General features: G+C 60.9%; 20 protein-coding genes. 9 read left to right on the top strand and 11 right to left on the bottom strand.

Annotated elements, in window-relative coordinates:
• Positions 1 to 55 precede the first annotated feature (55 nt).
• Both ftsZ and lpxC read left to right on the top strand, forming a co-directional pair.
• On the top strand, positions 56 to 1,261 hold the full coding sequence (ftsZ, locus tag TK42_RS15220) for a cell division protein FtsZ (RefSeq protein WP_005784951.1): 1,206 nt from the start codon (positions 56 to 58) through the stop codon (positions 1,259 to 1,261).
• A gap of 112 nt (positions 1,262 to 1,373) precedes the next feature.
• Positions 1,374 to 2,285 (top strand): UDP-3-O-acyl-N-acetylglucosamine deacetylase, encoded by a 912-nt coding sequence (lpxC, locus tag TK42_RS15215; protein ID WP_003171886.1) that lies wholly within the window; start codon positions 1,374 to 1,376, stop codon positions 2,283 to 2,285.
• Positions 2,286 to 2,347: 62 nt separating this feature from the next.
• On the opposite strand, the gene TK42_RS15210 is transcribed toward lpxC, so the two are convergent.
• The 6 genes from TK42_RS15210 to TK42_RS15180 form a co-directional block, all read right to left on the bottom strand.
• The gene (locus TK42_RS15210) at positions 2,348 to 3,832 is read right to left on the bottom strand and encodes a diguanylate cyclase (protein ID WP_103734617.1); all 1,485 of its coding nucleotides are present in this window, start codon (positions 3,830 to 3,832) and stop codon (positions 2,348 to 2,350) included.
• A 105-nt stretch (positions 3,833 to 3,937) separates the two neighbouring features.
• Positions 3,938 to 5,260 carry an OprD family porin gene (locus TK42_RS15205; protein ID WP_103734616.1) on the bottom strand — a complete coding sequence of 441 codons (1,323 nt, stop codon included), beginning with the start codon at positions 5,258 to 5,260 and terminating at the stop codon, positions 3,938 to 3,940.
• A gap of 382 nt (positions 5,261 to 5,642) precedes the next feature.
• Positions 5,643 to 7,007: a heavy metal sensor histidine kinase gene (locus TK42_RS15195; RefSeq protein ID WP_032877717.1), complete on the bottom strand. Its 1,365-nt coding sequence runs from the start codon at positions 7,005 to 7,007 to the stop codon at positions 5,643 to 5,645.
• Positions 6,997 to 7,674, bottom strand: coding sequence for a heavy metal response regulator transcription factor (locus tag TK42_RS15190; RefSeq protein WP_005784958.1), 678 nt, complete (start codon positions 7,672 to 7,674; stop codon positions 6,997 to 6,999). The genes TK42_RS15195 and TK42_RS15190 overlap by 11 nt, the downstream gene beginning before the upstream one ends.
• Before the next feature lie 7 nt (positions 7,675 to 7,681).
• On the bottom strand, positions 7,682 to 10,777 hold the full coding sequence (locus tag TK42_RS15185) for a multidrug efflux RND transporter permease subunit (protein WP_103734614.1): 3,096 nt from the start codon (positions 10,775 to 10,777) through the stop codon (positions 7,682 to 7,684).
• Positions 10,774 to 11,940 carry an efflux RND transporter periplasmic adaptor subunit gene (locus tag TK42_RS15180; RefSeq protein ID WP_103734613.1) on the bottom strand — a complete coding sequence of 389 codons (1,167 nt, stop codon included), beginning with the start codon at positions 11,938 to 11,940 and terminating at the stop codon, positions 10,774 to 10,776. The genes TK42_RS15185 and TK42_RS15180 overlap by 4 nt, the downstream gene beginning before the upstream one ends.
• A gap of 193 nt (positions 11,941 to 12,133) precedes the next feature.
• On the opposite strand from TK42_RS15180, the gene TK42_RS15175 reads away from it, so the two are divergent.
• Both TK42_RS15175 and TK42_RS15170 read left to right on the top strand, forming a co-directional pair.
• The gene (locus TK42_RS15175; protein ID WP_103734612.1) at positions 12,134 to 12,367 is read left to right on the top strand and encodes a hypothetical protein; all 234 of its coding nucleotides are present in this window, start codon (positions 12,134 to 12,136) and stop codon (positions 12,365 to 12,367) included.
• A 162-nt stretch (positions 12,368 to 12,529) separates the two neighbouring features.
• Positions 12,530 to 13,312, top strand: a complete 783-nt coding sequence (locus tag TK42_RS15170; RefSeq protein WP_103734611.1) for a transporter substrate-binding domain-containing protein — start codon at positions 12,530 to 12,532, stop codon at positions 13,310 to 13,312.
• Positions 13,313 to 13,363: 51 nt separating this feature from the next.
• On the opposite strand, the gene TK42_RS15165 is transcribed toward TK42_RS15170, so the two are convergent.
• From TK42_RS15165 to TK42_RS15150, 4 genes are all read right to left on the bottom strand, one after another.
• The gene (locus TK42_RS15165; RefSeq protein WP_103734610.1) at positions 13,364 to 14,107 is read right to left on the bottom strand and encodes a YkgJ family cysteine cluster protein; all 744 of its coding nucleotides are present in this window, start codon (positions 14,105 to 14,107) and stop codon (positions 13,364 to 13,366) included.
• A gap of 108 nt (positions 14,108 to 14,215) precedes the next feature.
• Positions 14,216 to 14,698, bottom strand: a complete 483-nt coding sequence (locus TK42_RS15160) for an N-acetyltransferase (protein WP_032877712.1) — start codon at positions 14,696 to 14,698, stop codon at positions 14,216 to 14,218.
• A 3-nt stretch (positions 14,699 to 14,701) separates the two neighbouring features.
• Complete coding sequence (locus tag TK42_RS15155) at positions 14,702 to 15,604, bottom strand: chemotaxis protein CheV (protein WP_005784972.1); 903 nt, start codon at positions 15,602 to 15,604, stop codon at positions 14,702 to 14,704.
• 198 nt (positions 15,605 to 15,802) lie between these two features.
• Positions 15,803 to 16,777, bottom strand: a complete 975-nt coding sequence (locus TK42_RS15150; protein WP_103734609.1) for a D-glycerate dehydrogenase — start codon at positions 16,775 to 16,777, stop codon at positions 15,803 to 15,805.
• Positions 16,778 to 16,987: 210 nt separating this feature from the next.
• Here TK42_RS15150 and TK42_RS15145 point away from each other — a divergent pair, with 210 nt between their 5' ends.
• A complete protein-coding gene (locus TK42_RS15145) occupies positions 16,988 to 17,380 on the top strand; it encodes a hypothetical protein (RefSeq protein WP_103734608.1) in 393 nt (130 codons plus the stop codon).
• Between the two features lie 56 nt (positions 17,381 to 17,436).
• Here the strand turns inward: TK42_RS15145 and TK42_RS15140 are convergent, their stop codons facing one another.
• Complete coding sequence (locus TK42_RS15140) at positions 17,437 to 18,405, bottom strand: LysR family transcriptional regulator (protein ID WP_032877708.1); 969 nt, start codon at positions 18,403 to 18,405, stop codon at positions 17,437 to 17,439.
• Positions 18,406 to 18,586: 181 nt separating this feature from the next.
• On the opposite strand from TK42_RS15140, the gene TK42_RS15135 reads away from it, so the two are divergent.
• Genes TK42_RS15135 through TK42_RS15120 form a run of 4 tightly spaced genes read left to right on the top strand, consistent with a single transcriptional unit; the run spans position 18,587 to position 23,347 of the window.
• On the top strand, positions 18,587 to 20,098 hold the full coding sequence (locus tag TK42_RS15135; protein ID WP_103734607.1) for an efflux transporter outer membrane subunit: 1,512 nt from the start codon (positions 18,587 to 18,589) through the stop codon (positions 20,096 to 20,098).
• Positions 20,099 to 20,108: 10 nt separating this feature from the next.
• On the top strand, positions 20,109 to 22,286 hold the full coding sequence (locus TK42_RS15130) for an FUSC family protein (protein ID WP_103734606.1): 2,178 nt from the start codon (positions 20,109 to 20,111) through the stop codon (positions 22,284 to 22,286).
• On the top strand, positions 22,276 to 22,476 hold the full coding sequence (locus tag TK42_RS15125; RefSeq protein ID WP_046070983.1) for a DUF1656 domain-containing protein: 201 nt from the start codon (positions 22,276 to 22,278) through the stop codon (positions 22,474 to 22,476). The genes TK42_RS15130 and TK42_RS15125 overlap by 11 nt, the downstream gene beginning before the upstream one ends.
• Positions 22,477 to 22,486: 10 nt before the next feature.
• Entirely contained in the window at positions 22,487 to 23,347 is an 861-nt protein-coding gene (locus TK42_RS15120) for an HlyD family secretion protein (RefSeq protein WP_032877703.1), read from the top strand.
• The last annotated feature ends 124 nt before the right edge of the window (positions 23,348 to 23,471 follow it).

Below are 23,471 nucleotides of genomic sequence, written 5' to 3'. Positions count from 1 at the left end.
GCACCCGCAGTAAGCAGTAGGCGAAAAAACTAGAGAAAACGAAAGGAGAGGGAACATGTTTGAACTCGTAGACAACATCCCCGCTAGCCCGGTTATCAAAGTAATCGGTGTCGGCGGTGGCGGCGGCAACGCTGTCAACCACATGGTCAAGAGCAACATTGAAGGCGTTGAATTCATCTGCGCCAACACTGATGCCCAGGCGCTGAAAAGCATCGGCGCGCGGACCATCCTGCAATTGGGCACAGCGGTGACCAAGGGCCTCGGCGCTGGCGCCAATCCGGAAGTCGGCCGTCAAGCCGCTCTGGAAGACCGCGAGCGTATTGCCGAAGTGCTGCAAGGCACCAACATGGTGTTCATCACCACCGGCATGGGCGGCGGTACCGGTACCGGTGCTGCTCCGATCATTGCCGAAGTAGCCAAGGAAATGGGGATTCTGACCGTTGCGGTCGTGACGCGTCCGTTCCCGTTCGAAGGCCGCAAGCGCATGCAGATCGCCGACGAAGGTATCCGTCTGCTGTCTGAAAGCGTCGACTCGTTGATCACTATCCCCAACGAGAAACTGCTGACCATCCTGGGCAAGGACGCAAGCCTGCTGTCTGCGTTCGCCAAGGCTGACGATGTACTGGCCGGTGCCGTTCGCGGTATCTCCGACATCATCAAGCGTCCGGGCATGATCAACGTCGACTTTGCCGACGTTCGTACCGTCATGAGCGAAATGGGCATGGCGATGATGGGCACTGGCTGCGCCAGCGGTCCTAACCGTGCACGCGAAGCGACCGAAGCGGCCATCCGCAACCCGTTGCTCGAAGACGTGAACCTGCAAGGTGCACGCGGCATCCTGGTGAACATCACCGCAGGTCCCGACCTGTCCCTGGGTGAGTACTCCGACGTGGGTAGCATCATCGAAGCCTTCGCGTCCGAGCACGCCATGGTCAAGGTGGGTACCGTTATCGATCCGGATATGCGTGATGAACTGCATGTAACCGTGGTTGCGACCGGCCTGGGTGCGAAAATCGAGAAGCCTGTAAAGGTCATCGACAACACCCTGCACAACAGCCAGGTCAGCCAGGCTAATCAGGCAGCGGCCGCTGCAGCACCTGCTCGCCAGGAACTGCCGTCGGTGAACTACCGTGATCTGGACCGTCCGACCGTGATGCGCAACCAGGCCCAGGCCGGTGCTGCTGCATCCCGTAGCCTGAATCCGCAAGATGATCTGGACTACCTGGACATCCCGGCATTCCTGCGTCGTCAGGCCGATTAATGGAATGTATCAGGGCTATGAAGGTGATTGGTGTTCAGCAAAGGTCTGGTCTGTTATTATCGCCAGCCTTTGTTGATACCAGTTCGCAATTTGCGCTGAAGCGGTCCAAGCCATGATTAAACAACGCACCCTGAAGAATATTATCCGTGCCACAGGTGTAGGTCTGCACTCCGGGGAGAAGGTATACCTGACCCTCAAGCCCGCACCTGTCGACACCGGCATCGTGTTTGTTCGTGCCGACCTGGACCCTGTGGTGCAGATTCCTGCTCGCGCGGAAAACGTTGGCGAAACCACGATGTCGACCACTCTGGTCAACGGTGACGTCAAAGTGGACACGGTGGAGCACTTGCTCTCGGCCATGGCTGGCCTGGGCATCGATAACGCCTACGTCGAGCTCTCCGCGTCCGAAGTCCCGATCATGGATGGCAGCGCTGGACCCTTCGTATTCTTGATTCAATCTGCCGGCCTGGAAGAACAGGACGCAGCCAAGAAGTTCATTCGCATTCTGCGGGAAGTGACAGTAGAAGACGGCGACAAGCGCGCCACCTTCGTCCCGTTCGAAGGCTTTAAAGTGAGCTTTGAGATCGATTTCGATCACCCGGTATTCCGTGACCGCACCCAAAGTGCAAGCGTGGATTTTTCCAGCACTTCGTTCGTAAAAGAAGTCAGCCGCGCCCGTACCTTTGGTTTCATGAGTGATATCGAGTACCTGCGCAAGCACAACCTCGCACTCGGCGGCAGCGTTGAAAACGCCATTGTGGTCGACGCGGATGGTGTACTGAACGAAGACGGCCTTCGCTACGAAGACGAATTCGTGAAGCACAAGATCCTCGATGCAATCGGTGACCTCTACCTGCTGGGCAATAGCCTGATAGGCGAGTTCAAAGGCTTCAAGTCGGGCCACGCCCTTAACAACCAGTTGCTGCGCAAGTTGATTGAGCAGACAGACGCTTGGGAAGTCGTGACCTTCGAAGATGCCAGCACCGCACCGATCTCTTACATGCGTCCCGTTGCGGCGGTGTAAGTAACAACTCTCTTTCTTTAGTTTTTAAAGGCTGCCTTCGGGTGGCCTTTTTTTATGGCGTTTTATATGGGAAGGGTTGCCGCATCCACAATGCGGTTACGCCCACTGTGCTTGGCCTCATACAACGCTTGGTCAGCCTTGAGCAGCAAGTCCTCAAGGGTGATACGGCTGTGCTTGTGCCAGGTACTCATGCCGATGCTCACCGTGATCGGCTGATCATCCCCGGCCACCTGCGGCAAATGCTGAACGCTCTGGCGGATACGCTCGGCGATCACCCAGGCGCCCTTGGCGTCGGTATGGGGCAGCACCGCGGCGAACTCTTCACCGCCATAACGCGCGGCCAGGTCGGCCGGGCGACGGATAGTGCTGTTGATTACCTGCGCGACTGCCCGCAACGCATCATCCCCACCCTGATGGCCGTGGCGGTCGTTGAAGGCCTTGAAGTGGTCCACGTCGATCATCAGCACAGTCAGCGGCTCGGTTGAGCGCTGCGCACGGTCCCATTCCATACGCAAACGCTCGTCCAGAGTACGACGGTTGGCCAGGCCGGTGAGGGCGTCGGTGGCTGCCAGTTCTGACAGCACTTGCTCAGCACGATGGCGACGGCGCAATTCCATGCACAGCGCCCAGGTCAGCCACAACAGACCCACGCATAACACCCCCGTCGCAAGGCTGACCAGCCACGCTGCGCGCCGCCAGGGCGCGAACACTTCATCACTGGAAAGGGCCACCGCAACGATCAATGGCAAATTGCCCACATTGGAGAAACTGTAAAGGCGTGCCTGATGGTCGACACTGGAGATGCTTTGGAAACTGCCGTCCCGTTCACGCAGCATACGTGCGACGTTGGGGCGTTGGCTCAGGTCCTTATTGATGATATCCGCTTCCAGCAAAGGCTCTTGCGCCAGCAGGATGCCTTGGTGGTTGAGCAGGTTGATCGTGCTGTTGCTGCCGATATTCAGGCTGGTGAACAGCTGGTGGAAGTACGACAGGCGCATGGACGCGACGGCGACTCCCAGGAAGCGCCCGTCCGGTGACGAAACGCGGCGGCTGAACGCGATGCGCCATTGGTCATCGCACACACAGCGGGCCATGAACGGACGGCTGATGTACAACCCCACGTCCGGATTCTGGCGGTGAACCTGAAAATAGTCCCGATCAGCGAAGTTGCCGGGCTTGATCGTGAGCAGTGACGAGTCGGCAATCACCTCGCCGGTGGGATCCAGCAACAGGACATCGCCCTTGTATGGCGCGGCGGCGGAGCGGTCGAACAGCACCAACTGACGGATACTCGCGGATACATCCTGCAGGTCAGTACGTTCGGTAGCGGTGATCAAACCCTTGAGGCCCACATCGTAGAGTTCGACATTGCGCAACACGTCGGCGTCGATCAATTGGGTGATGGTATTGGCGGTGCGCTTGGCCGTCTGCAAGGTATTGGCGTGTTCACGAATCAGCAGCGCCGTGACGACTCCCACGATCAGCAACACTGTCAGCGTGCTGCCCAGAATAAGCAGGCGCTCAGGGCGGGTAAGGCTTGGGCTCATCGGACGCACTTCTGCTTTGAGGATGCCAATAGCTTAGTAGCAACTCTGGAATAGGTCGCAGAACCCAAATGTGGGAGCAATCCCCCTCCCACATTTGGAACGTTGTCAGAAGATGTTGATGGGGTAATCCACAATCACACGGTACTCATCCACATCCCGATCCACTGCCGAGTAGCCATTGCTTCCTCGATTAGTCGCCCATTGCAGGCGCACGGCCAGGTCCTTGGCCTTGCCACCCTGCACCACATATTTCACGTCGATATCCCGTTCCCAATGCTTGGCGTCCTTGCCGTCGGCGCTGTACCAACTGCTGTAGCCACGACTGTTGGGGTCGACCTTGGTCAGGTCGGTCTTGCCGCTGATGTAGGACACGGCAGACGTCAGCCCCGGCAGGCCGAGGCCGGCGAAGTCGTAGGCGTACTTGAGCTTCCAGGAGCGCTCGTTGGGGCCGTTGAAGTCCGAGTACTGCTGGGAGTTGTCCAGGTACACGCTGTCGCCCTGGGTGATGTAGTCGAACGGCGTGTTGCCGTTGACCCGCTGATAGGTGGCCGTGACGCTGTGGTTGCCCACGCCTACAGTGAAATGCAGGCTGTAGGTGTTGTTGTCGATATCACCCAGCAGCGATTGGCCGGTGTCCTGGGTGTGGTAGTAGTGCAGGCCGGGGGTCAGGCTGACCAGATCATTGAGGGCGTAGGTATATTCGAGGTCGTAGTAGTACTGGTGCCATACGTCCTTGAGTTCGGAGGCGTACAGGTTGCTGGTCAACCCGGCAATGCCGCTGAACGACACGCCGGCCCAGTCCAGGTGCTGGCTGTCGGCATTGGCCGGCAATGCACCGTAGCTGGTGCCGATGCGCCGATGGCCGCTCTGGTTGTAGAGCTTGGTAAAGCTGGCCTGGCCGCCTTCGATCATCCAGCCGTCAAAGCTGTGGTTGGTCAGGCTTACACCCCGGAACGTCTGCGGCAACATGCGCGTCATGCCGCCGGCGATCACCGGGTTGTTGAGGAACAGGTCGCCGGCTTTCAGTTCGGTATCGAAGGCACGCATTTTCAAGGTGCCGCCGGCGGTGGAAAACGAACCCGGTGCCTTGCCGTTGCCGCTGCCGTAGGGAAGGATGCTGGAGCCATCAGTGCCGCCGCCGCCGTCGAGCTTCAGGCCGAGCATGGCGTTGACGTCCAGGCCAAAGCCGACGGTGCCCTGGGTGTAGCCGGACTCGAAGGTGCCGATAAAGCCCTGGCCCCATTCCTTGCTGTCATCGATATGGATGTCACGACGGTCGCGGTTCATGTAGTAGTTGCGGGTGTTGACCGTGAGGTGCGAACCCTCGACGAAGCCTTCGTCGGGCGGGGCGTCCGCCGCGTGGGCAAGGGGGATGATCGTTGCTGCGATTGCGAGGAATAACGGGGTGAACGTCAGCGAGTTCTTCACCGGTGGAGCTCCTTTGGTCAATCATTAACGGCCAGTGTCGTGGGGTGTGCCCGGCCTTTTTTCACGGCAAAAAAAAGCCGCTGAAGTCAGCGGCTTTAAGACAGATTCCCAGTGTAGAGCCCTGGAAATAAGTCGAGGGAAATTCGGGTAAGCGGGTCAGCTGCCTTTGCCGTCGCGCTCATCGATGCGTCAAAGTAACGCAGGCGAGCGGTGCGATACAGAGTGTAACAAGATAATAACTATTGCCCAAATCGCAACAGTGTGGGCGATAGGATCTTCTGTGGGAGCTGGCTTGCCTGCGATGCAGACACCTCGGTATGCCAGGCGCACCGGGGTGATGCTATCGCAGGCAAACCAGCTCCCACATTTTTGACCGAGTTGTTTAGACCGGAAGGGTGATACCAAAGGTATTGCCACCGCCTTCGCTGCGCACAAACACATCCCCGCCATGCATCAACGCAATCGCCTTGACGATCGCCAGCCCCAGCCCGTGATTGGCCCCGCTGTTGCTGCGTGATGCATCCACCCGGTAGAAACGTTCGAACAGGCGTGGCAAGTGTTCGCTGGCGATCGCCTCGCCCGGGTTGGTCACGCCAATCGCTACCTGTTGCCCCTGCACCTGGATGTGCACGTTGATAACCTGTCCGGGCGCGGTATGTTGCACGGCATTGCTCAGCAGGTTGATCAGCGCACGCCGCAGGTGGGCCTTTTCGATATGCACCCGGGCGTCGCCGTGCACCCGCACCCGCACCTGAGCGTCTTCGAGGATGAAGTCCAGATAGTCGAGGGTGGTGGCCACTTCATCGGCCAGTGAGCATTCGATCAGCTTGGTGGCTTTGCTGCCCTGGTCGGCGCTGGCGAGGAACAGCATGTCGTTGATGATCGAGCGCAGCCGTTCCAGCTCTTCCAGGTTCGATTGCAACACCTCGAAATAGTGCTCGGCCGAACGCCCGCGTGTCAGTGCGACTTGGGTCTGGCCGATCAGGTTGGTCAGCGGCGAGCGCAGTTCATGGGCCACGTCGGCGTTGAATGATTCCAGGCGCGAGTAGGCTTGTTCCACGCGGTCGAGAGTGGCATTGAACGAATTGACGAACAGGCTCAACTCCGGCGGCAGCGGTGACAATTTCAAGCGCCCCGAGAGTTTGGGCGGGGCGAGTTTGCGCGCTTCGTCGGAGAGCTTTTCCAGTGGCTTCAAGCCGATGCGCGCAACCCAGAAACCCAGCAGCGCGGCCATGACCACACCCACCATTGCCAGGCTGATCAACGCCACCAGCAAATGATGCTGGGTGGCGCGGAAGTTTTCGGTGTCGATGGCGATCATAAAGCGCAACGCCGGGCGCTGGTCCTTGGCCGCAAACTGGCTGACCAGCACCTTGAACGGATAAGCGTGGCCGGGCAGGCGCAGGTCGCGCTTGCCCGTCGGGCCCTGTGCAAAGGCGCGGATTTGCGCGTCCGGCTCGCCATATTCATAGCTCGGGTCGCTGCTGACCACCCAGAATCGAATGCGCTTGTCTTCTTCGCCCAGCAGCTTGAGCTTGGACTTTATCTTGACCCAATGCTCCGGCGTGCCGAAGCGGTTCACCGACGATTCCAGCACGCTGTAGCGCGCATCCAGTTCGGCGCCCGGCAACAACCCCAGGCCGCGATCCACCTGCTGGTACAGCGCGCCGCCGATCAACACGAAGATCAGCAGCGCCACCAGGGTAAACATGCCGCTCAGGCGCAGGGCGATGGAGTTAGCCGACACTGCGGTTCTCCAGCACATAGCCCATGCCACGAATGGTGTGCAGCAGCTTGTGTTCGAACGGCCCGTCGAGCTTGGCGCGCAGGCGCTTGATCGCCACTTCCACCACGTTGGCATCGCTGTCGAAATTGATGTCCCAGACCATCTCGGCAATCGCGGTCTTGGACAGGATTTCTCCCTGGCGACGCGCCAACACGCTGAGCAGCGAGAACTCCTTGGCGGTCAGGTCCAGGCGTACACCGTTGCGACTGGCCTTGCGGCTGATCAAGTCGATCCACAGGTCGGCGACGGTTACCTGCACCGGCTCATGGCCTCCGCTGCGGCGGGTCAGGGCTTGCAGGCGCGCCACCAGCTCAAGAAACGAAAACGGCTTGCCCAGGTAATCATCGGCGCCCTCACGCAGGCCGCGAATGCGGTCCTCCACGCGCTCGCGGGCGGTGAGCATGATCACCGGCGTCTGCTTGCGGGCGCGCAACGCCCGCAATACGCCAAAGCCGTCCAGGCCGGGGAGCATCACGTCGAGCACGATCACCGCGTACTCATTCTCCAGCGCCAGGTGCAGGCCCTCGACGCCTTCGCGTGCCACATCGACGGTGTAGCCTTGCTCTGTCAGGCCACGGTGCAGGTAGTCTGCGGTTTTCTCTTCATCTTCAATAATCAGGACGCGCATGACCGCCTCAGTGTGTGGTCGCCAGCGCCAGCGCTGGTTTGGGCCTGTGGAAAGTCCGTTCAAGGTACAAGTATATGACCGGAGTCGTGAACAGCGTCAGCGCCTGGCTCACCAGCAAGCCTCCCACCACCGCAATGCCCAGCGGTTGACGCAGTTCCGCCCCCGGGCCCGAGCCCAGCATCAAGGGCACCGCGCCGAGCAGGGCGGCGAGGGTGGTCATGATGATCGGTCGGAACCGCGTGACGCAGGCTTCATAAATTGCATCCTCCGGCGTCAGCCCGCGCATGCGCTGGGCCTCCAGTGCAAAGTCGATCATCAAAATGCCGTTTTTCTTGACGATGCCGATCAGCAACACCAGGCCGATCAAGGCCATGATCGAAAAGTCCTGGCCCAGCAGCCACAGCATGATCAGCGCCCCCAGGCCCGCCGAGGGCAAGGTAGAAATGATCGTCAGTGGGTGCACGAAACTCTCGTACAGCACACCCAGGATGATGTACACCGCCACCAGCGCTGCGAGGATCAGCCACGGTTGGCTGGCCAGCGAACTCTGGAACGCCTGGGCCGCGCCCTGGAAGTTGCCGATGAGGGTGCTCGGCATACCGATGTCGCTCTTGGCCTGGTCGAGCATGATCACCGCGTCGCCCAGGGCCACGCCGGGCGCCAGGTTGAACGACAGGTTGGCGGCGGGGAACATGTCGTCATGGCTGATGGACAACGGCCCCACGCTGGGCGGCTCGACCCTGGCCAGTGCCGACAGCGGCACCATTTCGTTGGTCAGCGGCGAGCGCAGGTAAAAGTAGTTGAGGCTTTCGGCCTTGCCGCGTTGCTGGCTGTCCAGTTCGAGTATCACCTGGTACTGGTTGATCTCGGTCTGAAACTCGTTGATCTGGCGCTGGCCGAAGGCGTCGTACAGCGCCTGGTCGACATCGGTGGCGGTCAGGCCGAAGCGGGCAGCGGCCTGGCGGTCGATGTTGATGTGGGTAATGCTGCCGCCCAGTTGCAGGTCGTTGGACAGGTCACGAAACGCCGGGTTGCTGCGCAGTTTCTCGGTGAGGCGTTGGGTCCAGGTGTTGAGCGTCGGGCCGTCGTTGCTCTTGAGCACGTATTGGTACTGGGCGCGGCTGGGGCCGGAACTCAAGTTGATGTCCTGGCCGGCGCGCAGGTACAGCACGATACCGGGCACCTTCGCCAGTTGCGGGCGCAGGCGGTCGATGAACTGGCTGGCGGACACGTCGCGATCACCGCGATCTTTCAAGGCAATCCAGAAGCGCCCGTTGGCGATGGTCTGGTTGCTGCCGGTGACGCCCACCGAGTGGGAAAACGCCTGCACCGCCGGGTCGGCCTTGACGATGTCCGCCAGGGCCTTGTGCTTGGCGACCATGTCTTTGTAGGACACATCGGCCGCCGCCTCGCTGGTGCCGAGCACGAAACCGGTGTCCTGCACCGGGAAGAAACCCTTGGGGATAAACACATAACCGACCACGGCCAGGGCCAGGGTCACCACGAAGATCGCCGCCATGCTGCGTTGGTGCGCCAGTGCCCGGCGCAGATTGCGTGCGTAGCCGGCCAGCAGGCGCTCGCTGAAGGAGGGTTTGGCGTGGGCAGGATGGCTCGGTGCGCGCATGAACAAGGCGGCCAGGGTCGGCGCCAATGTCAGCGAAACCACCACCGAAATCAGGATGGTCGAAGTGGCCGTCAGCGCGAACTCCTTGAACAACCGCCCGACCACACCGCCCATGAACAGCAGCGGAATAAACGCCGCCACCAGCGAGAAGCTGATGGACACCACGGTAAAGCCGATTTCGCCGGCCCCCTTGATCGCCGCTTCGCGCTGGCCCAGGCCGGCCTCCAGGTGCCGATGGATGTTCTCCACCACCACAATCGCATCGTCCACCACGAAGCCCACGGCGATCACGATAGCGACCAGGGTCAGGTTGTTCAGGCTGAACCCCATCACGTACATCAGGGCAAAACTGGCCACCAGCGATACACCCAGCACGGCCGAAACAATCAGTGTCGCCGAGAGCTGGCGCAAAAACAGCGCCATCACCGCCACCACCAGCAGGATGGCGATCAGCAGGGTCATTTCCACTTCATGCAGGGAGGCGCGGATGGTCTTGGTGCGGTCGGTCAATACGCTGACCTGCACCGAGGCCGGCAACATGCCTTGCAGGCGCGGCAGTTCGGCCTGGATGCGGTCGACGGTTTCGACGATGTTGGCGCCGGGCTGACGCGAAATCACCAGGTTGACCCCTGGCGTATCGCCGGACCAGGCTTGCACGTAGGCGTTTTCCGAACCATTGATGACGTTGGCGATATCGCGCAGTTGAACCGGTGCGCCGTCTTTGTAGGAAACGATTAACTGGCCGTAGTCTTCGGGATGAAACAGCTGGTCGTTGGTCGAAAGAGTCGAGACGCTGTTCTCGCCATAGATCGCACCCTTGGCCAAGTTGAGGCTCGACTGCTGAATGGCCAGGCGTATATCGGCGAGGGTCAGGCCGATGGCCGCGAGTTTGTCGGGGGAGGCCTGCACGCGAATCGCCGGGCGTTGCTGGCCGGTGATGTTGATCTGGCCGACGCCGTCGATCTGGCTGATCTGGCGCGCCAGCAGGGTTTCCACGTAATCACTCAGCTCGGTGCTGGGCATGCTGCCTGAGCTGACGCTGAGGATCAGCACCGGGCTGTCGGCCGGGTTGACCTTTCTCCAAGTCGGCAAGTTCGGCATATCGCTGGGCAGCTTGCCGGAGGCGGTGTTGATCGCGGCCTGGACTTCCTGGGCGGCGGTGTCGATGCTTTTTTCCAGGGTGAACTGCAACGTCAAAAGGCTTGAGCCCAAGGCGCTGCTGGAGGTCATCTGGGTCACACCGGGGATGGCACTGAACTGCACCTCCAGGGGCGTGGCCACTGATGAGGCCATGGTGTCCGGGCTGGCACCGGGCAGTTGCGCGGTGACCTGGATCGTCGGAAATTCCGCTTCCGGCAGCGGGGCGATGGACAGGCGTGGGAAGGCGATGATCCCCAGCAGTACCAAGGCAAACGTCAACAGCAGGGTGGCGACCGGGTGATCAACGCACCAGGCCGAGGGCGAACGGCTGCCGCTCATGGTTGCACCGTGGCGTCAGCGGTCTGGATCACCTGTGGTGGCTCCTTGAGTACTTCCACCTGGGCGCCGGCCTTGAGCCGCGACTGACCGTCGCTGACCAGCACGTCCCCAGCCTGCACGCCTTTGATGATGTTGATCTCGCTGTCCTGATAGGCAACCTGTACCGGCACCACTTCTGCTTTATCACCGTTCACCCGGTACACGAAGTGCGAGTCCAGCCCACGCTGTACTACGGTCGGTGGCACCACTAGAACATGCTTGTCGAGGGCCGTCTGGATCTTGATGGTCACCAGTTGCCCCGGCCACAGCTTTTGCGATGGGTTGTTGAACTCGGCCTTGGCCCGCAGGGTGCCGGTGGTGGAGCTGATCTGGTTGTCGATCAGGCTCAGGTGGCCTTCGCCGAGCAGGTGGCCGGTGTCGCCGTCGGTATCGGCGCCCAGGTAGGCGTCGACGCTGGCCGGGGTTGGCGCCGCGATCAGGCCCTGCAGGGTCGGCAGCATCTGCTGCGGCAGGGAGAACTCAACGGCGATCGGGTCGAGCTGGGTGACGGAGAACAACCCCTGGGTGTCGCTCATGCGCAGGAAATTACCTTCATCCACACTGCGAATGCCCACGCGACCACTGACGGGGGAGCGAATCTGGGTGTAGGAAAGTTGTACCTGAGCAGCATCAATCGCAGCCTGATTGCCTTGCACGGTGGCCCTGAGCTGGTTCACCAATGCCTGCTGCTGGTCATAGGTCTGCTTTGATACGCCGTCGTCAATGCTCAGTGCCTTGTAGCGTTTGAGGTTGACCAGTGCCACTTGCAACTGCGCCTGGCTTTCACCCAGTTGCGCCTTGGCCTGGTCGAGGCTGGCGCGGATCGAGCGGTCATCGAGGGTCGCCAGCAGGTCACCGGCCTTCACCGACTGACCTTCTTTGACCAGCAATCGGGTGAGGATGCCGTCGATCTGCGGGCGAATCACCACATTGTGCAACGACAGCACCGAGCCGATGCCGCTGACAAACCGCGGAACATCTTGTTGCGTCACGCTCACCACCCGCACGGGAATGGCGGTAGGCGCCGCCAGCCGTGCTTTGACCGGCCGGGTCAATGCCCAGGCTGCGACAGCCAGTATCAGGAGGGCTCCCACTATCAGGGCCATGTTTCGTTTGATCTGCATAGGAGGGCGCCGGCGCAAACTGCACGTTGGAGTTTGGAAAGCTGCTTTATAGCGCTGTTTCACCGTCAGCACGGTGACGGCAAACTGACAGCCGTGACAGTTAGGCTGTGTGAGCCTGTCGCTTGAAGTTACTGCTGGCAGCCTCGGCCCCGTATACTCGCGTTTTTACACCTATAGCTGCGCCGGAGCCCCTATGACTTCCCCCACCCAACCCCCTGTTGAAGCGGCCGACCTCGTTGATTCGGCCACCGTCGACAGTGCTGAAAAAGCCGAGATCCCGGCGTTCAAGTTCCCCTTCAAGCCGGGTGAGCTGGCAGGCGCCAAAAACGCCAGCCAGCCCTGGTACAAAGGCGGCGCCAAGAACGGCCATACCAAGACCCCAGGCATGGCACCCCCAGGCACGCGCCGTTCGATGGGTAAACGTTAAGGCTAAATCGAAGCTCGCGTTATAGGCTGTTGCCTACGTCGCCTGTCGATATTTCTACTTGTAGGTCCGCGGTCGATTCTTGAAAGCTTGCACAGCGTTTGCTTCGTCCCGATGACGCTCCATCGGGACGAGTGAGTAAGCTTTCCGGAAAAGGACGTTCCCGTGGCCCTGATACACCTCTGTGCAGTGCTTGCCTTCTTGCTCTCGACGACTGCCGTTGCGGGCGACGTTCAACCGCGGCGCGAGATTCGTTTCGCCGTGGCCGCGCATTTTCCCCCCTTTCAGAGCCGCAACCCGCAAGGGCAATTGGTGGGGCTGAACATCGAACTGGGCAATGCCTTGTGCGAACAACTCAACGTGCGCTGTATCTGGGTTGACCAAGTCGTCATGGAAAATTTTCCGGCCCTCGAAGCCCGGCAGTTCGACGCGATCATGGGTATGGCGCCGACATGTCGGCGCCGACAACGGGTGAGTTTTACCGATGACCTCTACCCGATCACCACCCGCCTGGTGGGTCGTAAAGGCTCAGGCTTGCTCCCTGGCCGGCGCTCGCTCAAGGGCAAGCGCGTGGGGGTGTTGGTCAGGAGTAATCGTGAAGCCTTTGCGCTCTCGCAGTGGGCACCGGCGGGGGTGATCATCAGAAGTTTCTGGCTCAACGATCAACTGATTCAGAGCCTGGTGTCGGGTGATATCGATGCGACCTTGCAAGGTGCCGTGGAGATCCGTGAGGCGCTGCTCGACACCGCCGACGGCCTGGACTTCGGTTTCCTGGGGCCTGTGGTGTCATCGGGCTTGTTGGGCAACAGCGTGGCTATCGCGGTACGCAAACCTGATACCGCGCTGCGCAATGAGCTGAACCATGCGCTTGAACAGCTGATGCAAAACGGCGAATACCAACGCATCCTCCAGCCCTATGGTCTGGATGTAGCGCCTGCCACTCCATGATCGAGATAGATCTCAATGCGGGAGCAGACTCAGTCAAATCCCCGTCGGCGGTCAGGCAGCCCGCAACGAGATAAACGCATAGTTGGCCGGCACTTCGGTGGCAATCTGCGCCCCGGCGTCCAGCAGTTGTTCGGCGATGTCCATACCGGATACATGGAACACCCATTCATTGGCCATGCTCGGCTGGACCACTGCCTGCTCGACAGCTTGGGCAAACGCCTGCATATCCGGCAGGTAGGCGGTAAAGCCGTCGCCCTTGAGCGCTGTGGTACGAATGCCGAGCAACGCACACACCGCTTCCTTGGTTTGTACATCATCACGGTCGGCCTGGCGCGAGCGGCCGATCAGTTCAGCCAGTTCCTTGTCCATTAACTCGCCACCGACAATCAAAGCCGGGCCCTGTTCCCAGGATTCTGGCGGGCAATCCTTGGCACTCGGGTTCAGCGGGATATGCGGGTTGATCTCCATCGGGTAGATCCGGCACACCAGTGGGCGTCGTTCATAGATGCGGCAAAGGTTGTCTTCGTCAAGATTCCGGCAGCGTCCGGCGTTATAGGCGGCAAAGGTGATTGCCACAAACGCCTCGGTAGTGCCGCTGGGCACCATCACCGATCGGCGCTCGGCGTGTTCACGTTGTTGCAGGGGCAGGCCCAGGCCGTTGCCGAGGAAACCCTCGACCAGGACGATGACGTTACCGCCGTCCGCCGCCCAGCTACGGGCTTCTGCGAGGGTCAGGGGGACGTGATGGTCGCTGCAGCATTTGCCGCAACCTACGCAAGAAAACTGAGTGTTCATGGCGGATCTGTCACCAGGCTAGGTCAGAGGGCACGCTTGAGGGGTGACGGGTTTTTTACCTCTATCGACCGCTCGGCACTCTGGAAGCAAGTTATGCGCCAGGGGTTGTCAGCCCTTGGGCACAGTGTCGCGCAGGACAAATCTCATATCGGCACTTTCATACAGTTGCCGGGCACGCAGGTTGCTTTCCAGCACCTTGAGGTCGACATAAGGTTCGCCGCGCTGCTTGAACACCTGAAAGCTGTGCAGCAACAAGGCGCGCCCCAGCCCCTGGCCCTGGGCGCAAGGATGTATCGCAAGGTTCTTGATGAAGGCGCTGGTCCAGCACTGGGCGACACCGAGAATGCCGTCGGCGTTAATGGCGACCAGGCACAACGTCGGGTCGCACTCGGCATCGGTCACGAACTGTCGGCGCCATTCATCCAGGCTGGCGACACGGCCTCCGCCCTGGTCTTGAGTCATGCGCAACACGGCATGGATCGCCGGGGCCAATTCATCCCGGTAATGATCCAGCCTCGTATTCGCTGGCCACTGCGGGGCGGGCAGGCTGCCCGTGAGGTCGCGACGCAGCAGCTGGAAATACTCGGCCACTGCTTACAGGCCCTTTTGTGCCACGGTTTGCGCGGCGATGACCAGGTACTTGGTCAGCTCCGGGGAGGAGAACTTGGTGAGCACCGCATCGGCACCGGCCAGGCGGGCTTTCTCGCTGTTCATCGCGCTGTCCAGGGAAGTGTGCAACAGCACGTATAGGTCCTTGAAATCCGGGGTTTCGCGCAGGGTGCGGGTAAGGGCGTAGCCGTCCATCTCGGACATCTCGATATCCGACACCACCACATTGATCTGCTCGCCCGTGCCTTGCAGTTCCAGCAACACATCGATGGCTTCCTTGGCGCTGCGCGCGGTGTGGCAGGTCAGGCCAAGGTTACGCAGGGTGTGTACCGACTGCTGCAAGGCCACTTGGCTGTCGTCCACCACCAGGATGCGGGCGTTGCCGAGCACTTCGGCTTCTTCCATGGTCAGGTCGGTCGGCGCCGTTTCAATCGGTGCCGGGGCGATGCCGTGGATGACTTTCTCGATATCCAGCACCTGTACCAGGCCACCTTCCACTTGGGTTACCCCAGTGATAAATGCACGGTTGCCCCCGGAGCCGTAGGGTGGCGGGCGGATGTCGGTGGTCAGGCAATGCACGATCTTGCTCACTGCCTGCACATGCAAACCCTGCTTGGAACGGCTGACGTCGGTGACGATCAGGCAGCCGCCGTCCGGGTCTTGCAAGGGCATTTCACCGAGGGCGCGGCTCAAGTCGATCACCGACAGCGAGGTGCCGCGCAAGGTGGCAATGCCTTTGACGTGCGGGTGGGACTCCGGCAGCTTGGTCAGCGGCGGGCAGGGAATGATTTCACTGACTTTCAACAGGTTGATGGCCATCAGCTTGCCGCTGCGCAGGGTAAAGAGCAGAAGCGAAAGTGAGTCTGCGCGGGCTTTGGTGGTGGACATAAAAACCTTCTGTGGATCAGGGATGACGATCATCTATGGAAGGTTATCGACTCGGCTGGCCTGGGCTTTAACCGGATTTTGTGTCGGGCACTGCTAATGTGGGAGGGGGCTTGCTCCCGATATCGGCGTGTCAGTCAGCAGATGTACAACTGATCCACCGCCATCGGGAGCAAGCCCCCTCCCACATTGGGTTATGTATCAGCCTTTCCAGGCCTGGGGATTCACCAGGTCCTGCGGGCGCTGGCCCAGCAGTGCGCTGCGCAGGTTATCCAAAGCACGATTGGCCATGGCTTCGCGGGTTTCACCGGTGGCCGAACCGACGTGCGGCAGGGTCACGGCATTGCTCAACTGGAACAGCGGCGATTCGGCCAGCGGTTCCTTTTCATACACATCCAGCCCGGCACCGCGAATTTTCTGGGTTTGCAGGGCTTCGACCAGCGCCGGTTCATCCACCACCGGCCCACGGGAAATATTGATCAGGATCGCGTTGGACTTCATCAGGCCTAATTCGCGCGTGCTGATCAGGTGACGGGTCTTGTCGCTCAATGGCACCACCAGGCAGACAAAATCCGCCTCGGCCAGCAACTGGTCCAGGCTACGGAACTGCGCGCCCAGTTCTTGCTCCAGCGCGGTCTTGCGGCTGTTGCCGCTGTACAGGATCGGCATGTTGAAACCCAGGCGCCCACGCCGGGCCACGGCCGCGCCGATATTGCCCAGGCCGACGATGCCCAGGGTCTTGCCGTGTACATCGCAGCCAAACAACGGCGCGCCGACGCTGGCTTTCCACTGACCGGCCTTGGTCCAGGCGTCCAGCTCGGCTACCCGACGGGCGCTGCTCATCAGCAACGCAAAGGCCAGGTCGGCAGTGCTTTCGGTGAGTACATCGGGGGTGTTGGTCAGCATGATGCCGCGCTCGTTGAAGTACGGCACGTCGTAGTTGTCGTAGCCCACCGATACACTGGACACCACTTCAAGCTTGCTCGCGCCTTCAAGCTGTTCACGGCCCAGCTTGCGGCCCACGCCGATCAAGCCGTGGGCATGGGGCAGGGCGTCGTTGAACTGCGCGTTGATATCACCCAGTTTGGGGTGGGGCACGATCACCTCGAAATCCTGTTGCAGGCGTTCGATCATCGGTGGGGTGATGCGGCTGAAGGCCAGGACAGTCTTTTTCATGGCAGGCGGGCTCGTCGACTACGGAAGAATGCCAAGCACGCTAACATTCCCGATAAGAATTTTGCAGGGTTTTGATCGGTCCTGCTTCTCTTCCATTGGTTTTAATACCTGTCAACTGTGAAAACTACGAGCTGTTCGGCCAATACGTGAGCGCCTATTCTCGTTTTTCAAGGCTGGGTTGATGCCTTTGTTAAACAGGAGATCACTCTTATGAATATCGACGATGAGATAAAGCGAATCAGGGATTTTTTAGCCGCTGGTAAAACACGCAACGAGCCTGACGAGGCTTTGCCGCAGGCTCCCACAATCGAATTGATCGTCAATGGCGAGTTGTTCGTCGACCATGTACCTGGGACGGGGCTGAAGGTTGGGGTGGATTACGACACTATGCTGGAGGGGCAGGAGTTCGTTTTATATTTGTTCAGCAATACGCCTTCGGATGGCGACTATAACGAGACCGTTCCAGTGATAGAGGTGAAACCTTACGTTGTTACCGTACCCAAGGAAAAGATTGAAAAGTTGCATAAAAACGAGCTTGGTCTTTGTCTTTACTTCATCGATGGCAAAGAAACCTCTGAGTGGACGACCTTCACCGTCAGATGATGCGTCCTATCAAGGCATACGGTGACCTGTTCAAAACCAGTCACCGCATGCCTGGCTCAATTACTCAAGCGAGCACCACCTAAACCACCGCTCAATTCATACGCCACCAGCTCCGCCTGGTGCGCCGCCAGAATTTCCGGCAACGAACCACGCAGGTACTCCACCCAGGTCTTGATCTTCGCATCCAGGTATTGGCGCGAAGGGTAGATGGCGTACAGGTTCAGTTCCTGGGAGCGGTAGGTCGGCATCACCCGCACCAGTGTGCCGTTGCGCAGCCCTTCGATGGCGGCATACACCGGCAGCAGGCCTACGCCCATGCCGCTGGTAATTGCGGTTTTCATCGCGTCGGCCGAGTTGACCAGGAACGGCGAGCTGTTGATCGCCACGCTTTCCTGACCTTCAGGCCCGTTGAAGGTCCATTTGTCCAGTTGGATCACCGGGCTGACCAGGCGCAGGCACGCATGGTTGAGCAAATCCTGCGGCCGCTGTGCACAGCCCTTGGCCTTGACGTATTCCGGGGAAGCACAGGCAATGCTGTAGGTGATGCCCAGGCGCTGGGACACGAAACCCGAGTCCGGCAGTTCACTGGCCAGCACGATGGACACGTCGTAGCCCTCGTCGAGCAGGTCCGGTACGCGGTTGGCCAGGGTCAGGTCGAAGGTCACGTCGGGGTGGGTGCGGCGGTAACGGGCAATCGCGTCGATGACGAAATGCTGGCCGATCCCGGTCATGGTGTGCACTTTGAGCTGCCCGGCAGGGCGGGCGTGGGCGTCGCTGGCCTCGGCTTCGGCTTCTTCGACGTACGCAAGGATCTGCTCGCAGCGCAGCAAATAGCGTTTACCGGCCTCGGTCAGCGCGATGCGCCGGGTGGTACGGTTGAGCAAGCGGGTTTGCAGGTGGGCCTCAAGGTTGGAGACCGCGCGCGAGACATTGGCCGTGGTGGTGTCCAGTTGCACGGCGGCGGCGGTGAAGCTGCCGGCTTCGGCCACGCAACTGAAAGCGCGCATGTTTTGCAAAGTGTCCATGGAGTGTTCTCAAGGGAGATGACAAATTGTGACAGAAAGTTACGCCGACCAGTGATCCCTACCAACGGATTATCGCCTGAACGGTAACAAAGATTCACAGGAATGCCAGCTTATCGTCCTCCATGCCGCCGCCTAGAATTGCGCCACCTCTTGCGCAACACCTCTCAGGAATTCGCTTGCCGTGCCGCGTCGCATCAGCAGAGAGCTGAAGACTCTCAGTGTTTGGGCCTTATCGTTAGCCATCAGCGGTTGCATCGGAACCGGAGGAATTGCCCCCCAAGGCCAGGCCCTCAACGCCAATACCCTGGCCACCGATGAAGCCATTCAAGACGCCTCCCAGGACGCCCATTGGCCCACCGCCCAATGGTGGCAAGCCTACGGCGACCCGCAGCTCAACCGTTGGGTCGAACTCGCCACCCAGAACAGTCCCAGCCTGGCCGTGGCCGCCGCACGCGTGCGGCAAGCGCGGGCGCTGGCCGGGGTTGCGGAGTCGGCCGAGTCGTTGCAGATCAACAGCGACACCACCCTCAAGCGCCACAACTGGCCGAAAGATCAGTTCTACGGCCCCGGCGAATTGAGCGGCGCCAACACCTGGGACAACAACTCGTCCCTGGGCCTGAGTTACGCCCTCGACCTGTGGGGGCGGGAAAGCAACAGCACCGAACGTGCGGTCGACCTGGCGCACATGAGCGCTGCCGAAGCACGTCAGGCCCAGCTCGAACTGCAGAACAACGTGGTGCGCGCCTATATCCAGTTGTCGTTGCATTACGCCAACCGCGATATCGCCGCGGCCACCCTGGCCCAGCAACAGCAGATTCTCGACCTGGCCAACAAACGCCTTAACGCCGGGATCGGCACCCACTTCGACGTCAGCCAGGCCGAAACCCCGCTGCCGGAAACCCATCGCCAACTGGATGCCCTGGACGAGGAAATCGCCCTGAGCCGTAACCAGTTGGCGGCGCTGGCCGGTAAAGGCCCGGGCGAGGGTGCGCAGTTGCAACGCCCGACCCTGGCCCTCGCCGCGCCATTGAAGTTGCCCTCAAGCCTGCCTGCGCAACTGCTCGGCCAACGCCCGGATGTGGTCGCCAGCCGCTGGCAGGTGGCGGCCCAGGCCCGTGGCATCGATGTGGCCCACGCCGGTTTCTACCCCAACGTCGACCTGGTCGGCAGCCTCGGCTACATGGCCACGGGCGGCGGTATGCTGGAGTTCCTGGCTGGCAAGAAATTCAACTACAACGTCGGTCCGGCGATCACCTTGCCGATCTTTGATGGCGGCCGCCTGCGTGCTCAATTGGGCGAAGCCAGTGCCGGCTATGACATCGCGGTCGCCCAGTACAACCAGACGCTGGTCAATGCGCTCAAGGGCATCAGCGACCAGTTGATCCGCCGCGAGTCCATGGACAAGCAGTCGGCTTTCGCCGCGCAGTCGGTTGCCTCGGCGCAGAAGACCTACGACATCGCCATGATCGCCTACCAGCGTGGCCTCACCGACTACCTCAATGTGCTCAACGCCCAGACCCTGCTGTTCCGTCAGCAACAGGTCGAGCAACAGGTGCGGGCGGCGCGCCTGAGTGCCCATGCCGAACTGGTAACGGCATTGGGCGGCGGCCTTGGTGCCGGCAACGATGTGCCCCAGGATGCCAAGACCCTCCCGAGCAAGACCCCGGCGGCACTTGCCGTGTTCGACCACTGAGTAGGATTCGATGACTTCCTTGCCTGCACCGCTGCGCTGGTTGCATTCCCTTGAGTGGCGCCGTGGCTTTTTCGACTGGGCACGCAGCGACGGCGTGACCTGGGTGTATATCTTCAAGGTGCTGGTCGCCGCGTTCCTCACGCTGTGGCTGGCGATGCGCCTGGAACTGCCGCAACCGCGCACCGCGATGATCACCGTGTTTATCGTGATGCAGCCCCAGAGCGGCCAGGTGTTCGCCAAGAGTTTCTACCGTTTCCTCGGTACCTTGGCGGGCTCGGCGGTGATGGTGCTGTTGATCGCCTTGTTTGCACAGAACACCGAACTGTTCCTCGGCGCGCTGGCGATCTGGGTGGGCATTTGTACCGCTGGCGCTACGCGCAACCGCAACTTCCGCGCCTATGGGTTTGTGCTTGCCGGCTACACCGCCGCGATGGTCGGCCTGCCGGCACTGGCCCACCCGGACGGCGCCTTTATGGCGGCGGTGTGGCGGGTGCTGGAAATCTCTCTGGGGATTCTGTGCTCGACAGTGGTCAGCGCCGCCATCCTGCCGCAGACCTCCAGCGCCGCCATGCGCAACGCGCTGTACCAGCGCTTTGGCGTGTTCGCGCTGTTCGTCACCGACGGCCTGCGCGGGCGCAGCCAACGCGAAGGGTTCGAGGCCAGTAACGTGCGCTTTATCGCCGAAGCCGTGGGCCTGGAAGGGCTGCGCAGCGTCACCGTGTTCGAAGACCCGCACATGCGCCGACGCAACGGGCGGCTCAGTCGCCTCAACAGCGAATTCATGAGCATCACCACGCGCTTCAACGCCTTGCACCAGTTGCTTGAACGCTTGCGTGCCGATGAGGCCGATCATGTGGTCGCAGCGATCAAACCCGGCCTGCAAGACCTGGCCGAAGTGCTCGACAGCTTCTCGGGCCGCGCCCTCACCAGTCCGGATGCCACGCGCCTGGTCAATCAACTGAGCGCCTACAAGGACGACCTGCCCGCCAAGGTGCGCAGCCTGCGGGCGAGCTTCCAGTGCGATAACCCGACCGAAGCCGAGCAGTTGGACTTTCATACCGCCTACGAGCTGCTGTACCGCTTCGTCGACGACCTGCACAACTACGCGCAAACCCACGCGTCCCTGGCTGACCACCGCCACGCGCGGGAAGACTGGCACGAAGCCTATACGCCAAAAACCAACTGGCTGGCCTGCGCCGCCGCCGGGGTGCGGGCCTCGTTTATCCTGATCGTGCTGGGCAGTTACTGGGTAGCCACCGCCTGGCCCAGCGGCGCGACCATGACCTTGATCGCGGCGGCCACGGTGGGCCTCTCCGCTGCCACACCCAACCCCAAGCGCATGGCGTTCCAGATGGCTTGCGGCACCTTGATCGGCGCCTTGGTCGGCTTTGTCGAAATGTTCTTCGTGTTCCCCTGGATCGACGGCTTCCCGCTGCTGTGCGTGATGCTCGCACCGGTGATCATCTTCGGTGCTTTCCTCTCCTCCCGCCCGCAGTACGCCGGTGTCGGCGTGGGCCTGTTGATTTTCTTCAGCACCGGCTCGGTGCCGGACAACCTCACGGTCTACAACCCTTACACCTTTATCAACGACTACATCGCCATGGTCATCGGCATGTTGGTGTGCGCGGCGGCGGGGGCGATCATCCTGCCACCCAACAGCCGCTGGCTGTGGCGCCGCCTGGAGCAGGACCTGCGTGAGCAGGTGGTGTATGCGATCAGCGGCAAGCTCAAGGGCCTGGCGTCGAGTTTTGAAAGCCGTACCCGCGACCTGCTGCATCAGGCTTACGGCCTCGCGGCCGGCCAGCCGCAGGTGCAACGCGACCTGCTGCGCTGGATGTTCGTGGTGCTGGAGGTCGGCCACGCAATCATCGAGTTGCGCAAGGAGCAGGCGATCCTGCCGGTGCATCCGGCCTATGCCGAGTCCCAGCCGTGGCGCCAGGCAATCCGCGTGATGGGCCGTTCGCTGGTGCGCTTGTTCCTGCAACCCAGCGCCAGCAACCTGGAGCGCGGCTTGATCGCCGTCGACCATGCGATCAGCCGCGTGCAGGCCACCGACGAACCTTTCGCCCCGCACTTCGATACCTCAGCCCTGCGCCGGGTGAAGAGCTACCTGCACTTTATCCGCACTTCGCTGCTCGACCCGCAATCCCCACTGGCGGCCCTAAAAGGAGCCTCGAATGCCTCGTGAAATCGCATTTCATGGCATCTATATGCCGACCATGACCCTGATGTTCCTGATCGCCGCGGTGTTGGCCTGGGCGATTGATCGCTTCCTGGCCGGGTTCGACCTGTATCGGTTTTTCTGGCACCCGGCGTTGCTGCGCCTGAGCCTGTTCGCTTGCCTGTTCGGCGCCCTGGCGCTGAGCGTCTACCGTTGAGAATGCCCCGATGAAAAAGTTTTTCAGCCTGCTCGCGACCTTGCTGGTTCTGGCCTTGGCGATCTGGATTGGCCGCACGTTGTGGGTGCACTACATGCAAACGCCATGGACCCGCGACGGCCGCGTACGCGCCGACATCATCAACGTCGCGGCTGACGTGACCGGCGAGGTGGTGGACGTGCCGGTACGCGATAACCAGTTGGTAAAAAAAGGCGACCTGCTGATGCAGATCGACCCCGAGCACTACCGCATTGCCGTCAAGCAAGCTCAATCGCTGGTGGCCTCACGCAAGGCTACCTGGGAGATGCGCAAGCTCAACGCCCACCGCCGCGCCGACCTCGACGCCCTGGTGATCTCCAGGGAAAACCGCGACGACGCCAGTAATATCGCTGACTCGGCCCTGGCCGATTACCAGCACGCCCTGGCGCAACTGGAAGCCGCCGAACTCAACTTGAAACGTACCCGCGTGCTGGCGGCGGTGGATGGCTACGTCACCAACCTCAACGTGCATCGCGGCGACTATGCGCGTATCGGTGAAGCGAAGATGGCTGTGGTGGATATGAATTCGTTCTGGGTCTATGGCTTCTTTGAAGAAACCAAGCTGCCCCACGTCAACGTCGGGGATAAAGCCGATATGCAATTGATGAGTGGCGAGACACTCAAGGGTCACGTGGAAAGCATCTCCCGTGGCATCTACGACCGCGACAACCCCGAGAGCCGTGAGCTGATTGCCGATGTGAACCCGACGTTCAACTGGGTGAGGTTGGCGCAGCGTGTGCCGGTGCGGATTCACATTGATGAAGTGCCGGAGGGCGTGCTGTTGGCGGCCGGGATTACCTGCACTGTGATCGTCAACCCAACACAAAACTAAACTGTGGGAGGGGCATGAGTATCTACACAACTTTTCGGTATACCGCGGGCCCCTGTGGGAGGGGGCTTGCCCCCGATGGCGGCCTGACAGCCGACCAGGATGTTGGATCAGACCGAGTACATAT

It is taken from the genome of Pseudomonas sp. GZJR-8 (genome assembly GCF_002916705.1).
GTDB classification, from domain to species: Bacteria; Pseudomonadota; Gammaproteobacteria; order Pseudomonadales; family Pseudomonadaceae; genus Aquipseudomonas; species Aquipseudomonas synxantha_A.
The sequence above is the reverse complement of the archived record's forward strand: the minus strand, read 5'-3'. Positions and strand labels throughout refer to the sequence as shown.

Coding starts and splice junctions, on each gene's coding strand:
- ftsZ (WP_005784951.1), top strand. CDS start 56: ATGTTTGAACTCGTAGACAACATCCCCGCTAGCCCGGTTATCAAAGTA.
- lpxC (WP_003171886.1), top strand. CDS start 1,374: ATGATTAAACAACGCACCCTGAAGAATATTATCCGTGCCACAGGTGTA.
- TK42_RS15210 (WP_103734617.1), bottom strand. CDS start 3,832: ATGAGCCCAAGCCTTACCCGCCCTGAGCGCCTGCTTATTCTGGGCAGC.
- TK42_RS15190 (WP_005784958.1), bottom strand. CDS start 7,674: ATGCGCGTCCTGATTATTGAAGATGAAGAGAAAACCGCAGACTACCTG.
- TK42_RS15185 (WP_103734614.1), bottom strand. CDS start 10,777: ATGAGCGGCAGCCGTTCGCCCTCGGCCTGGTGCGTTGATCACCCGGTC.
- TK42_RS15180 (WP_103734613.1), bottom strand. CDS start 11,940: ATGCAGATCAAACGAAACATGGCCCTGATAGTGGGAGCCCTCCTGATA.
- TK42_RS15175 (WP_103734612.1), top strand. CDS start 12,134: ATGACTTCCCCCACCCAACCCCCTGTTGAAGCGGCCGACCTCGTTGAT.
- TK42_RS15165 (WP_103734610.1), bottom strand. CDS start 14,107: ATGAACACTCAGTTTTCTTGCGTAGGTTGCGGCAAATGCTGCAGCGAC.
- TK42_RS15155 (WP_005784972.1), bottom strand. CDS start 15,604: ATGTCCACCACCAAAGCCCGCGCAGACTCACTTTCGCTTCTGCTCTTT.
- TK42_RS15150 (WP_103734609.1), bottom strand. CDS start 16,777: ATGAAAAAGACTGTCCTGGCCTTCAGCCGCATCACCCCACCGATGATC.
- TK42_RS15145 (WP_103734608.1), top strand. CDS start 16,988: ATGAATATCGACGATGAGATAAAGCGAATCAGGGATTTTTTAGCCGCT.
- TK42_RS15140 (WP_032877708.1), bottom strand. CDS start 18,405: ATGGACACTTTGCAAAACATGCGCGCTTTCAGTTGCGTGGCCGAAGCC.
- TK42_RS15130 (WP_103734606.1), top strand. CDS start 20,109: ATGACTTCCTTGCCTGCACCGCTGCGCTGGTTGCATTCCCTTGAGTGG.
- TK42_RS15125 (WP_046070983.1), top strand. CDS start 22,276: ATGCCTCGTGAAATCGCATTTCATGGCATCTATATGCCGACCATGACC.
- TK42_RS15120 (WP_032877703.1), top strand. CDS start 22,487: ATGAAAAAGTTTTTCAGCCTGCTCGCGACCTTGCTGGTTCTGGCCTTG.